Annotated in this window: 15 protein-coding genes; 9 read left to right on the top strand and 6 right to left on the bottom strand. The window is 72.0% G+C overall.

Annotated elements, in window-relative coordinates; translation table 11 throughout:
* Positions 1-2: 2 nt before the first annotated feature.
* The gene (locus tag IG90_RS0130085; RefSeq protein ID WP_030591410.1) at positions 3-422 is read right to left on the bottom strand and encodes a hypothetical protein; all 420 of its coding nucleotides are present in this window, start codon (positions 420-422) and stop codon (positions 3-5) included.
* A 62-nt stretch (positions 423-484) separates the two neighbouring features.
* On the opposite strand from IG90_RS0130085, the gene IG90_RS0130080 reads away from it, so the two are divergent.
* Complete coding sequence (locus IG90_RS0130080) at positions 485-1192, top strand: uridine kinase family protein (protein WP_030591407.1); 708 nt, start codon at positions 485-487, stop codon at positions 1190-1192.
* 231 nt (positions 1193-1423) lie between these two features.
* On the opposite strand, the gene IG90_RS0130075 is transcribed toward IG90_RS0130080, so the two are convergent.
* Complete coding sequence (locus tag IG90_RS0130075; protein WP_078585465.1) at positions 1424-2230, bottom strand: SigE family RNA polymerase sigma factor; 807 nt, start codon at positions 2228-2230, stop codon at positions 1424-1426.
* A 182-nt stretch (positions 2231-2412) separates the two neighbouring features.
* Between IG90_RS0130075 and afsQ1 the strand changes: the two genes are divergently transcribed.
* From afsQ1 to IG90_RS0130050, 5 genes are all read left to right on the top strand, one after another.
* The gene (afsQ1, locus tag IG90_RS0130070) at positions 2413-3090 is read left to right on the top strand and encodes a two-component system response regulator AfsQ1 (protein ID WP_078533099.1); all 678 of its coding nucleotides are present in this window, start codon (positions 2413-2415) and stop codon (positions 3088-3090) included.
* Positions 3087-4616 (top strand): sensor histidine kinase, encoded by a 1530-nt coding sequence (locus IG90_RS0130065; protein ID WP_030591398.1) that lies wholly within the window; start codon positions 3087-3089, stop codon positions 4614-4616. Before afsQ1 ends, IG90_RS0130065 begins: the two co-directional genes overlap by 4 nt.
* Positions 4613-5251 (top strand): hypothetical protein, encoded by a 639-nt coding sequence (locus IG90_RS0130060; RefSeq protein WP_030591394.1) that lies wholly within the window; start codon positions 4613-4615, stop codon positions 5249-5251. Before IG90_RS0130065 ends, IG90_RS0130060 begins: the two co-directional genes overlap by 4 nt.
* Positions 5252-5492: 241 nt before the next feature.
* On the top strand, positions 5493-6059 hold the full coding sequence (locus IG90_RS0130055) for a VanZ family protein (RefSeq protein ID WP_030591391.1): 567 nt from the start codon (positions 5493-5495) through the stop codon (positions 6057-6059).
* A 94-nt stretch (positions 6060-6153) separates the two neighbouring features.
* Positions 6154-6360, top strand: a complete 207-nt coding sequence (locus IG90_RS0130050) for a PspC domain-containing protein (RefSeq protein ID WP_030591389.1) — start codon at positions 6154-6156, stop codon at positions 6358-6360.
* A gap of 111 nt (positions 6361-6471) precedes the next feature.
* On the opposite strand, the gene IG90_RS0130045 is transcribed toward IG90_RS0130050, so the two are convergent.
* Positions 6472-6774, bottom strand: coding sequence for a hypothetical protein (locus IG90_RS0130045; RefSeq protein ID WP_030591387.1), 303 nt, complete (start codon positions 6772-6774; stop codon positions 6472-6474).
* A gap of 134 nt (positions 6775-6908) precedes the next feature.
* Positions 6909-8063 (bottom strand): adenosine deaminase, encoded by a 1155-nt coding sequence (locus tag IG90_RS0130040; protein ID WP_030591384.1) that lies wholly within the window; start codon positions 8061-8063, stop codon positions 6909-6911.
* A 103-nt stretch (positions 8064-8166) separates the two neighbouring features.
* On the opposite strand from IG90_RS0130040, the gene IG90_RS0130035 reads away from it, so the two are divergent.
* A complete protein-coding gene (locus IG90_RS0130035) occupies positions 8167-8928 on the top strand; it encodes an alpha/beta hydrolase (RefSeq protein WP_078585464.1) in 762 nt (253 codons plus the stop codon).
* Positions 8929-8953: 25 nt separating this feature from the next.
* Here IG90_RS0130035 and IG90_RS0130030 read toward each other — a convergent pair whose 3' ends face one another.
* Together IG90_RS0130030 and IG90_RS0130025 are read right to left on the bottom strand one after the other, a co-directional pair.
* On the bottom strand, positions 8954-9214 hold the full coding sequence (locus IG90_RS0130030; protein WP_051860312.1) for a hypothetical protein: 261 nt from the start codon (positions 9212-9214) through the stop codon (positions 8954-8956).
* Between the two features lie 44 nt (positions 9215-9258).
* The gene (locus IG90_RS0130025) at positions 9259-10212 is read right to left on the bottom strand and encodes a LysR family transcriptional regulator (RefSeq protein WP_030591374.1); all 954 of its coding nucleotides are present in this window, start codon (positions 10210-10212) and stop codon (positions 9259-9261) included.
* A gap of 62 nt (positions 10213-10274) precedes the next feature.
* Between IG90_RS0130025 and IG90_RS0130020 the strand changes: the two genes are divergently transcribed.
* Positions 10275-11585 (top strand): MFS transporter, encoded by a 1311-nt coding sequence (locus tag IG90_RS0130020; RefSeq protein WP_030591371.1) that lies wholly within the window; start codon positions 10275-10277, stop codon positions 11583-11585.
* Between the two features lie 183 nt (positions 11586-11768).
* Positions 11769-12485 carry a L,D-transpeptidase family protein gene (locus tag IG90_RS0130015; RefSeq protein WP_030591368.1) on the top strand — a complete coding sequence of 239 codons (717 nt, stop codon included), beginning with the start codon at positions 11769-11771 and terminating at the stop codon, positions 12483-12485.
* The last annotated feature ends 6 nt before the right edge of the window (positions 12486-12491 follow it).

Below are 12491 nucleotides of genomic sequence, written 5' to 3'. Positions count from 1 at the left end.
CGTCAGCCGGTGACGAGCTTGGTCACCGAACCCACCACGGGCAGATCGCTCAGCGCGCCGCCGCTGGTGATCGGATCGGTGACGACGGCCGTGGTCAGCGGCTTGAAGTCGGCGATCTGGGTTCCCACGGCGTTGTCCAGCGGATCCACCCCGGTGTTGGCCAGCGGGTCCAGCTGAAGGTCGGTGACCGGGGCGATGCTGCCGGCCAGCGAGGTCCCGAGCGCGCTGGTCACCGCGGGACCGGCCGTCTCGGTGACCGCCTGGAGGGCCGAGGTGCCCTGGTCCGGGATCTCCGCGACCGGGGGCAGCTGCACTGCCCCCGCGGAGCCCGCACCGGCTCCCAGGGCGGCCCCCAGCGCGGTGACGGTCAGACCGGCGCGCAGCAGGACGCGACGTTCGGGCTTACGTGCATGAAGTGCCATGTTTTCCACCTGATCAAGCCTGGTCGGGTAATCGTCTGTGCGCGCAGAGTAGTTGAGGTGTGATGCTGGATACCAACAGGAGGCCCGGGGGGTCGCCTGCGCGGGTCAATGCCTCACACTTCTGTTCTGTGAGTTCCCAACCGATCCCGACCCGCGTCGTCCTCCTCGCGGGCCCCTCCGGCTCCGGCAAGTCCGTCCTGGCCGCCCGCACCGGTCTTCCGGTGCTGCGTCTGGACGACTTCTACAAGGAGGCGGGGGACCCGACGCTGCCGCGCGTCCCCGGCTCCACGGACATCGACTGGGACTCCGCCGGGTCCTGGGACGCGGACGCGGCGGTGGCCGCCATCGCGGAGCTGTGCCGGTGCGGCCGTACGGACGTTCCGGTGTACGACATCGCCACCAGCTCCCGCACGGGCCACGAGACCTTCCACATCGAGCGGTCACCGCTGTTCGTGGCGGAGGGCATCTTCGCGGCGGACATCGTGGAGCGCTGCCAGGAGCTGGGGCTGCTGGCGGACGCGCTGTGCCTGCGCGGCCGCCCGTCCACGACGTTCCGGCGCCGACTGGTGCGGGATCTGCGCGAGGGCCGCAAGTCGGTCCCGTTCCTGCTGCGGCGCGGCTGGCGGCTGATGCGGGCCGAGCGGCGCATCGTGGCCCGTCAGACGGCCCTGGGGGCGTATCCCTGCGGCAAGGAGGAGGCACTGGGCCGGTTCGCCGCCGCGGCGGCGGGGCGGTGCCGGCGTGGAGCGCCGGCGGGGCGGACGGTGTAGCCGGGCGGCCGGCTTTCTCGAAACGCCCAGCGGGGCCGTACAGGACCCCCGGCCCGTACGGCCCCGCTGTGTTTCCCCCGTGGCCCGCGCCTCCCCCGAAGCGGTGGGCCGTTCCCCGTGTTCCCCCGTGATTCCCCCGGGTCCCCTCGGTCCCCGTTCTCACTGCTCCCCCGTTGCTCCCCCGCACTTTCCCCCGTGGCCCCCGCCTCCCCCGAAGCGAAGGGCCCAGCCTCAGGCCACCAGCTCGCCGAAGGACTCCTGCTCGTCACGTCCGAAGCTGAGGACCTCGTCCTCGCGCAGCCGGCGCAGGGAGCGCCAGATGCTGGACTTCACCGTGCCGACACTGATGTCGAGGATCGACGCGATCTCCGGGTCGGTGCGGCCCTCGTAGTACCGCAGGACCAGCATCGTGCGCTGCAGTTCGGGCAGCCGGGCGAGTGCCTGCCACAGCACCGCCCGCAGCTCCGTGCCGCGCATCGCGTCCGTGTCGCCCACCGTCTCCGGCAGCTCCTCGGTCGGGTATTCGTTGAGCTTGCGCCTGCGCCAGGCGCTGATGTGCAGGTTGGTCATGGTGCGGCGCAGATAGCCGCCGACCGCCGCCTTGTCGCTGATCCGGTCCCACGCCCGGTAGGTCGAGAAGAGGGCGCTCTGCAGCAGGTCCTCGGCCTCGAACCGGTCGCCGGTCAGGTGGTAGGCGGTCGCGTACAGGGAGGCCCGTCGCTCCTGGACGTAGGCCGTGAACGCCGCTTCGGCGTCCGCGTTCTCCGTCCGGGCTCCGCGATCCCCCGTGGCCTCCCCGTACGCGCTCGCCGCCCCCTTGGGTGCGTCGACCACCGCCATGTACGGCATGCGCACCTGCTCCGCGGCCGTCTGGTGCTGACGCCCGGCGCCTCGAACACGCCCCCGTACTCCCCCGAGCTCTCGGCCGCGCTCGAGCAGGGAGGTGCCCCCCGTGGCACCGGACTTCTCCGTGCTCCGGCCGACGTCGTGGAGACGCGTGACAACTGCGCTTGAGCTGGTGCTGTGCAGTGCGTTCATCTCGCGCCCCCTATCGGTGAAGTCCGTTCGTTCCCTGCTGTCGAAGAGCTTGCCGGGGCAGTTTCATGGCGCTGTCCCCCGACTGTCACAGGCCTGTCACAAGGGCAGTTGCGGCCGTGTCCCGACAATCGGAACGGGCCACAGGTCGAACTGAAGCGCCACCATGGGCCAGAATGACGTTCGTGCCTTTCCTGTTGCTGATCGAGGACGACGACGCCATCCGCACGGCCCTCGAACTCTCGTTGTCACGCCAGGGCCACCGTGTGGCCACCGCGGCGACGGGAGAGGACGGCCTGGAGCTGCTGCGCGAGCAGCGGCCCGACCTGGTCGTGCTGGATGTGATGCTGCCGGGGATCGACGGTTTCGAGGTGTGCCGGCGGATCCGCCGCACCGACCAGCTGCCGATCATTCTGCTGACCGCGCGCAGCGACGACATCGACGTCGTGGTGGGACTGGAGTCCGGCGCGGACGACTATGTGGTGAAGCCTGTCCAGGGCCGGGTGCTGGACGCCCGGATCCGGGCGGTGCTGCGCCGCGGGGAGCGCGAGTCGACCGACTCGGCGACCTTCGGCAACGTGGTGATCGACCGCTCCGCCATGACCGTCACCAAGGGCGGTGAGGATCTGCAGCTCACGCCGACCGAGCTGCGGCTCCTGCTGGAGCTGAGCCGCCGGCCCGGCCAGGCCCTGTCCCGGCAGCAGTTGCTGCGCCTGGTGTGGGAGCACGACTACCTGGGCGACTCCCGTCTGGTGGACGCCTGTGTGCAGCGGCTGCGGGCGAAGGTGGAGGACGTGCCGTCCTCGCCGACCCTGATCCGTACGGTGCGGGGCGTGGGATACCGGCTGGACTCACCTCAGTGACCGAAACCGCCAAGCGGTCCCTGCGCGCCGGTCTGCGCTGGACCAGTCTGCGGCTGCGGCTCGTCGTGGTGTTCGCGCTGGTGGCGCTGACGGCAGCGGTGTCCGCGTCGGGGATCGCGTACTGGCTCAACCGCGAGGCCGTGCTGACCCGTACCCAGGACACCGCGCTCGACGACTTCCGGCGGCAGATGCAGGACACCGCTGCGGGTCTTGCGGCGCGTCCCACCAAGGACGACCTCCAGCGGGCCGCCGGGGAGATGGCGTCCAGCGGCCCGGGGTACAGCGTGCTCCTGGAGGCCGAACGGGAGCGCGGCAAGCCGATCGTGGGCTACTCCGACCTGGACACCTTCACCCGGGCCGATGTGCCGGACTCGCTGCAGGAGCAGGTGGCCCGCAAGCAGCCGCTGACGTCGAGCAACGAGCACGAGTACCACCTGTTCTGGCAGCGGACGAGCATCGCGGGCACGCCGTATCTGGTCGCTGGCACGCGGATCATCGGCGGCGGGCCGACCGGGTACATGCTCAAGTCCCTCGACCAGGAGCGGCAGGACCTCAACTCGCTCGCCTGGTCGCTGGGGATCGCCACCGCCCTCGCGCTGGTCGGCTCGGCGCTGCTCGCGCAGGCCGCCGCGACGACGGTGCTGCGCCCGGTGCAGCGGCTCGGCGACGCGGCCCGCAAGCTCGGCGAGGGCAAGCTCGACACCCGGCTCGTGGTCTCCGGCACGGACGAACTCGCCGATCTCTCCCGTACGTTCAACAGGACGGCGAGCTCGCTGGAGAAGAAGGTCGCGGACATGAGCGCGCGGGAGGAGGCGAGCCGCCGGTTCGTCGCCGACATGTCGCACGAGCTGCGCACCCCGCTGACCGCGATCACCGCGGTGGCGGAGGTGCTGGAGGACGAGGCGGACACCCTCGACCCGATGATCGCGCCCGCCGTGCATCTGGTGGTCAGCGAGACCCGGCGGCTGAACGACCTGGTGGAGAACCTGATGGAGGTGACCCGCTTCGACGCGGGCACGGCCCGACTGGTGCTGGACACGGTCGACGTCGCCGACCAGGTGACCGCGTGCATCGACGCGCGGGCCTGGCTGGACGCGGTGGACCTGGACGCGGAGCGCGGCATGATGGTCCGGCTCGATCCGCGCCGGCTGGACGTGATCCTGGCCAATCTCATCGGCAACGCCCTCAAGCACGGGGGTTCGCCGGTGGGCGTCCGGGTGCGGACCGAGGGCGAGGAGCTGGTCATCGAGGTACGGGACCACGGTCCGGGCATCCCCGAGGACGTGCTGCCGCACGTCTTCGACCGGTTCTACAAGGCGAGCGCCTCCAGACCTCGGTCGGAGGGCAGCGGGCTCGGCCTCTCCATCGCCATGGAGAACGCGCACATCCACGGCGGTGACATCACGGCGGCGAACTCCCCGGACGGCGGTGCCGTCTTCGAACTGCGGCTGCCGCGCGACGCCGAGAAGCTCGCGCACCACGACGAGGCGGGCGCGCAGGCGCCGGACGAGGACGGGGCGACGTGAAGCGGGGTGATGCCACGTTCCGGAGGCGGAGCCCGCTGCGGCGGCGCACGGCCGTCTCGCTGGCCGTCCTGCTGGCGGCTGCGGCGCTGGTCTCCGGGTGCGGGATCCGTACGACATCGGTGCCGGTCGACGCGGGGGCCGCGCCCTCCCGGGTGCCGTGCCGGCTGTCCTCGTCGGACGTCACCACCCGGTCGCCGGACAGTGTGAGCGCCGAGGTGTATCTGGTGTGCGCCTCGCAGCTGGTCACCGTGGACCGTCCGGTGACGGCGGAGGCGGTCGGCACCGACCGGGTGGCGGTCGCCCGCGCGCTGCTGGAGGAGGTCCAGCAGGCGCCGCCCGCGGGCGAGCGGCGGGCCGGGTTCACCACCGCGGTTCCGGCGGGGCTGCGGGTGGATCCGGCCCGGGGCGGCGACCCGGCGGGCACCCTGCGCCTGAGCATTCAGCCGGAGGACCTGTCGGCGGAGGCGCTGGCCCAGCTGGTGTGCACGTACGCGGAGAGCGAGACGCTGGTCCGGGACGGTTCGGTGTTCCTGGGCGGGCCCGGGGACTACCCGCCGCGCGGCTATCTGTGCACCTCGCAGACGAAGTCCCGGCCGGGAGATCTGGCCACGCCGGACGCGGTCCGGCTGGACTGACGCGGGTCAGGCCACGCCGTGCGCCGGGCGGCCGGGCTGACGCGGGTCAGGCCACGCCGTACGCCGTACGCCGGGCGGCTGGACTGACGCGGGTCAAGCCACGCCGTGCACCGGGCTGACGCGGGGCCCGAGCGGGCTCGCATGGCCCGCGCGCTATTCGAGGGCGCCCGGGGAGGGCTGTCCGGGCGGTGGAGGGCGACGGCACGGAACCGATCCTGCCGGTCGTGGCGTCTTGGTCGACGTGCGTCACAGTTCGGACGGCCAGACCGTCATCCACTTCCGCGCGGCGGGCCTCACTCTCCTTGTCGCGCATCTGCTGTTCGTCGGGTGGCTGACGCTGCGCCCGCTGGACGTTCCCTGGATCACGGCGGCGAATTTCGAGCCGCTCGCCGGGATCAGGGCGGACCTCGCACTGGGACCGGCCGAGGCGGCCCGCCGGATCGGCGGGGCGCTGGTCCTGCTGGCCCCGCTCGGGGTGCTGCTGCCGATGGCCGGGGGCCGGATCTTCGTCTCCCCCTGGGTCTCGCTGCTGCGTACGGTCGCCGCCGGGGCGCTGATCTCGCTGGCCATCGAGCTGGGCCAGACCGGGGTGCCCGGTCAGGTCGTCGACATCGATTCGCTGCTGCTGAACACCACCGGGGTGGTGCTGGCCCATCTGCTGGTCGTCCCGGTCTGCCGGGCGCGGCTGCGTCGCCGGGGACTGCCCGGGGTACGGGACCTGCCGTACTTCCGCCAGGAGACCCGTCTCAGGGACGAGGCCCCTGCGGGGTCGACCCCGACGATTACCGGGGTCGGTCTCGCACCGTAGAGCGATGTTTTGTACCCCCTCGCGGCGGCACCATGGATACATCGGGGAGCACGACAGGCTGCTCCTCCCGCAACGGTTCGCGAAGGAGCCCACCATGGCCGCACTTGTCCGCCCCCGCGAAGGCCGCATGATCGGCGGAGTGTGCGCGGGCCTCGCCCGGCGCTTCGGTATCTCCGCAAGCACGATGCGCGTCATCTTCGTCGTCTCCTGCCTGCTGCCCGGCCCGCAGTTCCTGCTCTACCTGGCGCTGTGGGCACTGCTGCCCTCGGAGAAGTCCGCCTCCTCCGCGACGGCCTGGTGACGCGACGCGACACGGGGAGCGAGAACGCACGGTAGGGCGCACACCCTGGATCAGGGTGTGCGCCCCACCGGCACGTGCGGGTGCCGCCGGAGGCCCGGCGCGCGGGCCGGGTCAGCCGCCGAGCGGGATCCCGTTGGCGGAGAGGCCCTGGGTGGGCAGTCCGCCGAGCAGGCCGGTGACCGGGGCGGCCGCGTCGGTGGCGTCGCCGCCGAGGACCTTGCCGACGGTCTCCTGGACCGGCGCGTTCTGGACCGACTGCGCGACGGTGTCGAGCGCCATCGTCGAGACGGGGAGCGCCCCGGCCGCGCTGTCCAGCGGCAGCGAGGGGGCGGCGGAGGCGCTGCCGGCGGCGGCAGCGGCGAAAGCGGCGCCGAGAGCGGCGACACCGAGAGTCTTGGCAGCGGAGTTCTTCATGGAGAATTCATCCTTGGGGAAGGGGATGCGAGCGGCTCTGCAAGCTAGCCGCCCCTCAGCTCGCTCCGCAAACATACCGACACGCGAGAAAGGGCCGGGATTTCACCTCCCGGCCCTTTCTCCTGTCCCGCCCCTCAGCCTCCGGAGACCGTAGAGCCACTGGTCACAGCGGTCTGACGGAAAAGCCACTCCGACTTCAGCTCCGCGTATCCGGGCTTGACGACGTCATTGATCATCGCGAGACGTTCGTCGAAAGGAATGAATGCTGATTTCATCGCATTGACTGTGAACCACTGCATGTCGTCGAGCGTGTATCCGAAGGCCTCGGTCAGCCGCTCGAATTCCCCGCTCATGCTCGTCCCGCTCATCAGCCGGTTGTCCGTGTTCACGGTGACCCGGAAGTGCAGCTTGCGCAGCAGCCCGATCGGGTGCTCGGCGTACGAGGTGGCCGCGCCGGTCTGGAGGTTGGAGGTCGGGCACATCTCCAGCGGGATGCGCTTGTCGCGCACATAGGAGGCGAGGCGGCCGAGGGAGACCGAGCCGTTCTCGGCGACCTCGATGTCGTCGATGATCCGCACCCCGTGGCCGAGCCGGTCGGCGCCGCACCACTGGAGGGCCTGCCAGATCGACGGCAGGCCGAAGGCCTCGCCCGCGTGGATCGTGAAGTGGTTGTTCTCCCGCTTGAGGTACTCGAACGCGTCGAGGTGGCGGGTGGGCGGGAACCCGGCCTCGGCGCCGGCGATGTCGAAGCCGACGACGCCCTGGTCGCGGTAGCTGTTGGCGAGTTCGGCGATCTCCAGTGCGCGGGCGGCGTGCCGCATCGCGGTGAGGAGGGCGCCCACGCGGATGCGGCGGCCGTTGGCGCGGGCGATGCGCTCACCCTCGCGGAAGCCCTCGTTGACGGCCTCGACGACCTCTTCGAGGGTCAGGCCGCCTTCCAGGTGCTGCTCGGGGGCGTAGCGGATCTCGGCGTAGACGACGCCGTCCTCGGCGAGGTCCTCGGCGCACTCGGCGGCCACCCGGAACAGCGCGTCACGGGTCTGCATGACGGCGCAGGTGTGGGCGAACGTCTCCAGGTAGCGCTCCAGCGAACCGGAGTCCGCGGCCTCGCGGAACCAGATGCCGAGCTTGTCGGCCTCGGTCTCGGGGAGGGAGTCGTAACCCTGCGCGCGGGCCAGCTCGACGATGGTGCCCGGCCGCAGGCCGCCGTCGAGGTGGTCGTGGAGCAGCACCTTGGGGGCGCGCCGGATCTGGTCGGAATCAGGGACATTCGGGGTCTGGCTCGTCATCTTGGCACTCTAGCGCCTACGCGCGTAGAGCGCCTCGTGTCGATGCGTAACAGTGACCGCGAAGTCGGGCGGAGTACACCTCTCCTTCTGACACTGTTCTGTCATGGGACAGCGCGCACTCCCCCTGCCTGAAGCCAGGCTGGGACGGGCCGTTCGGACGGCCGGAGCAATGGACGAGGTCAGCGGCGTGGTTCTGCTGCTCCCGGACGGCCGGGCCGACTCACGCCGTCGCCCCTCCACCCTGTCGTACGCGGCGCAGCTGCCGTTCGCCCGTTCCCTGGCCCGTGCCGGGGCGGGCGACGGGCTCGCGGTGCACGTGCTGCGCTATCGCTGCCGCGGCTGGAACGCGGACGACGCGCATCCCGTCGAGGACGCCGCGTGGGCGGCCGACGAGGTCCAGCGGCGGTACGGCGACGTGCCGGTCTGCCTGGCCGGCCACGGGATGGGCGGGCGGGCGGCGCTGCGGGCCGCCGGGCACGGTGCGGTGACGTCGGTGCTGGCGATGGCCCCGTGGCTGCCGGAGCAGGCGGCGGACGGGCCGGAGCCGGTGAAGCAGCTGATGGGGCGCCGGGTGCTGATCGTGCACGGCACCGACGACGAGCGCACCGACCCGGAGCTGTCCTACCGGCTGGCCGAGCGGGCGAAGAAGTCCAACCGGGACACCTGCCGCTTCGAAGTCCATTCGGACGGGAACGCGTTGCGCCAGCACCGCTCCGAAGTGGTGGCGCTGGCCGCCGACTTCGTGACCGGCTCCCTCCTCGCCCGGTCCTACGCCCGCCCGGTCGCGGACGCGCTCGCCGCACCGCCGCCGCTGGGGCTGCGGATGCCGCTGGCCGCCGGGTTCGGGCGGTCGCTGCGGCACTGAACGCCTACGGGGCAAAGCCCTTGCCTCAGGTCGTACGTTCTCGGGCCGGCCGCCGGAGCGGCCACACCGAGGACGTCCACGTGGCCGCGCAGCCCGCGGCGGCGGTGGGGAGGGCGAGGGGGAGGTGCCCGCCGGTGACCGCGGTGCCCACCGCGAGCGCCGTCGCCGCCGTCGGCACGGTGATCTGCGCGGCGCGGACGGCCGGGGTGCCCGGGGCGCGGCGGCGGTTCCACCAGAGCGCCGACCGCAGGAGGACGCCTCCCCCGATCAGCAGCGCGAACCCCACGGCCGGCCGGACGATCGCTCCGGCTCGGTCCGGCCCGGTCCGGCTCAGTCCGGCAGCAGGTTCCCCCGGCGCGAGAGCAGGAAGCGTTTGAAGGCGGCGACCGGCGGGGTGTCGGGGTGTCCGTCCAGCCAGGCGACGCCGATCTCACGGGCCGCGCGCGGTGCGGTGACCGTCAGTTCGACGACCCCGGGGCGGGCGACGGCGGGCGGCGGCAGCAGGGCCACCCCGAGCCCGGCGGCGACCAGTCCGCGCAGGGTCTCCGCCTCCTCGCCCTCGAAGGCGACCCTTGGGGTGAAGCCCGCCTCCGCGCAGAGGTCGTCGGTGATCCGGCGCAGCCCGTAACCGGGTTCCAGGGTGACGAACGTCTCGTCGGCGGCCTCCGCGAGCCGGATGCGGCGGCGGGACGCGAGACGGTGGTCGTCGGGGACCACCAGGCGCAGCCGCTGTTCGTCGAGGCGCCGGGCGACCAGGTCGGGGGCGTCGGGCACGGGTGAGGTGAGGCAGAGGTCGAGGCCGCCCGCGCGCAGCCGTTCGATCATCGCCTCGCCGTAGTTCTGCACGAGCTGGAAGCGGACCTTGGGGTGGTCGACCCGGAAGGCGCGGATCAGGGCGGGCACGGTCTCCGAGCCCATGGTGTGCAGGAAGCCGAAGGAGACCCGGCCCGCCGTCGGGTCGGCGTCCGCCCGGACCGAGTCGGCGGCCTTCTCCACCTCGGCCAGGGCCCGTTCCGCCGAGCCGAGGAAGGTGCGGCCCGCCGGGGTGAGCGAGACGGTGCGGCCCTTGCGGGCGAACAGGGCGACGCCCAGGTCCGCTTCGAGCCGGACCATGGCCCGCGAGAGCGTGGACTGCGGGACGCCGAGTTCGTGCGCGGCACGGGTCACGTGCTCGTGGCGGGCGACCGCCTCGAAGTACGCGAGGCGGGGCGCGAGCACGGCCCGGATGTCTTCTTCGTAACTACTCGGTGACAGCCGAGGCCCTGAGCTGCGTTCATGCACCATGGGATCGATTATGGCAGTTTCATGCATTGGACGCATGAAACGTCTCGCTCTACTTTCGACGTATGCCTCCCGCCAGTACCGGGGCATCCACCATCGTCGTGGATGCCTCTGCCCCGCAGTCCCCCGTCACCACCACCGCCGCGCCCGCCGCCGCCACCCATGAGCGTCTGGAGCCCGGCCGCCCCGGCTACCGCCGGATGAGCTTCGCCCTCTTCGCCGCCGGTGTCGCGGCCTTCGCCCTCCTCTACTCCACCCAGGCGCTGCTGCCCGCCGTCTCCGCGTCGTTCGACGCGACCGCCGGGCAGGCGAGCTGGACGGTCTCGGCGGCGACCGGGGCGCTGGCCCTGTTCGTGCTGCCGCTGAGCGCGCTCTCGGAGCGGTTCGGGCGGCGGCAGATGATGACGGCGTCGCTGGCGATCGCGGTACTGGTCGGGCTGCTGGTGCCCCTCGCCCCGTCGATGGGCGCGCTGATCGCGCTGCGCGCCGTCCAGGGCGCGGCGCTCGCCGGACTTCCGGCCTCCGCGATGGCGTATCTGGCGGAGGAGGTGCGGCCCAAGGCGCTGATCGCCGCGATCGGGCTGTTCGTCGCGGGCAACAGCATCGGCGGCATGAGCGGGCGCATCCTCACCGGCTGGGTCGCCCAGGCCTGGGGCTGGCGCGCCGCGCTCGCGGCGGTCGGGCTGCTCGCGCTGGTGTGCGCCGTCGCGTTCCACTTCCTCATCCCGAAGGCGAAGAACTTCCACCCGGGTTCGCCGAACCCGAAGGCGCTGGCGAAGGCCGTCGCCACCCACCTGGGCAACCCGCTGCTGGTGCGGCTGTACGCGATCGGCGCGCTGTTCATGACGGTGTTCGGCGCGGTCTACACGGTGATCGGCTACCGGCTGGTCGAGGAGCCGTTCAGCCTGCCGCAGGGCGTCATCGGGTCGATCTTCCTCGTCTACCTGGTCGGTACGGTCTCCTCGGCCGCCGCCGGACGCCTGGTGGCCCGGCTGGGCCGCCGGGGCGCGCTCTATCTGGCGGTGTCCACCACGACCGCCGGGCTGCTGCTCTCGCTGGGCGACCAGCTGGCCGCCGTGCTGCTGGGCCTGGTGCTGATCACCGCCGGCTTCTTCGCCGGGCACGCGGTCGCGTCGTCCTCGGTGAGCCGGACCGCGACGACGGGCCGGGCGCAGGCCTCGGCGCTCTACCAGTCGGCGTACTACCTGGGCTCCAGCGCGGGCGGCACGCTGGGCGCGGTCGCCTTCCACGCCGGGGGCTGGACGGCGACGGTGGCCCTGGGCCTGCTCGCGGTCCTCGGAGTCGTCTCGATCACCCTGTACGGGACCCGGGTGGCGCGTGCGGAGCGGCGGGCGCTCGTCCCGGCCACCCGCTGAACCGCCCGGGCGACGTGCGCGAGGGCCGGGCAGCGTGTGCTGCCCGGCCCCGCGCCGACCGGTCCGCCGGGTCGCGCCGGACCGGGACACAACCGAGACATACCGGCGCGCAACCACCGCCCCCCTTCGCACGTCTACCAGACGTAACCAACAACGCACTGTGGGCGAAGGGAAGTTGCGCGCATGGGAGTCACGGCGAAAAAACCCGGAAGACGGTTGCGGCGTGGGGTGGCACTGTCCGTCGCCGGGCTGGTGGCCGCCCCGGCCCTGGTCCTGGGCACCGGCACCGCCGCCCACGCGGCGTCCTGCACGAAGTCGGTGGGACCGTACCAGAAGCAGGTCGAGAAGTTCCTGAAGCGGCCCGTGGACGGCAAGCAGTCGACGGCCGACTGCAAGGCGACCCAGAAGTTCCAGAAGAAACACGGGATCACCCCCACCATCGGCTACGCCGGTCCGCTGACCTGGCGCACGATGAACACGATGCTCGCCCAGAAGGCGGCCGGGAAGAACCCCAACAAGGCGAAGAAGTGCCCCACCAACAAGGGGCGCATCGCCTGTGTCGACCTGACGCGGCAGCTGAGCTGGATCCAGGACGGCAAGAAGCTGACGTACGGACCCGTGCCGGTGCGGACCGGCCGGGACGGCGCGGAGACCCGGACCGGGGCCAAGAAGATCTACTGGCGCAACATCAAGCACTGGTCGACCATCTACAAGGTCTGGATGCCGCACTCCCAGTTCTTCGACGGCGGCCAGGCGTTCCACTCGGTCACCAAGTCCATGTACAACCCGCCGGGCTCCGGCGGCTGCGTCAACATGCGGCCCGCCGACGCGAAGGCATACTGGAAACTGCTGAAGAACGGCGACGACGTGTACGTGTACGGGCGCAAGCCCGGGACCTGAGCCAGG

This window comes from Streptomyces anulatus (assembly GCF_000721175.1).
Taxonomy (GTDB): Bacteria; Actinomycetota; Actinomycetes; order Streptomycetales; family Streptomycetaceae; genus Streptomyces; species Streptomyces anulatus_C.
The sequence above is the reverse complement of the archived record's forward strand: the minus strand, read 5'-3'. Positions and strand labels throughout refer to the sequence as shown.

Coding starts and splice junctions, on each gene's coding strand:
- IG90_RS0130085 (WP_030591410.1), bottom strand. CDS start 422: ATGGCACTTCATGCACGTAAGCCCGAACGTCGCGTCCTGCTGCGCGCC.
- IG90_RS0130080 (WP_030591407.1), top strand. CDS start 485: ATGCTGGATACCAACAGGAGGCCCGGGGGGTCGCCTGCGCGGGTCAAT.
- IG90_RS0130075 (WP_078585465.1), bottom strand. CDS start 2,230: ATGAACGCACTGCACAGCACCAGCTCAAGCGCAGTTGTCACGCGTCTC.
- IG90_RS0130050 (WP_030591389.1), top strand. CDS start 6,154: ATGGCCGCACTTGTCCGCCCCCGCGAAGGCCGCATGATCGGCGGAGTG.
- IG90_RS0130045 (WP_030591387.1), bottom strand. CDS start 6,774: ATGAAGAACTCCGCTGCCAAGACTCTCGGTGTCGCCGCTCTCGGCGCC.
- IG90_RS0130040 (WP_030591384.1), bottom strand. CDS start 8,063: ATGACGAGCCAGACCCCGAATGTCCCTGATTCCGACCAGATCCGGCGC.
- IG90_RS0130035 (WP_078585464.1), top strand. CDS start 8,167: ATGGGACAGCGCGCACTCCCCCTGCCTGAAGCCAGGCTGGGACGGGCC.
- IG90_RS0130025 (WP_030591374.1), bottom strand. CDS start 10,212: ATGGTGCATGAACGCAGCTCAGGGCCTCGGCTGTCACCGAGTAGTTAC.
- IG90_RS0130020 (WP_030591371.1), top strand. CDS start 10,275: ATGCCTCCCGCCAGTACCGGGGCATCCACCATCGTCGTGGATGCCTCT.
- IG90_RS0130015 (WP_030591368.1), top strand. CDS start 11,769: ATGGGAGTCACGGCGAAAAAACCCGGAAGACGGTTGCGGCGTGGGGTG.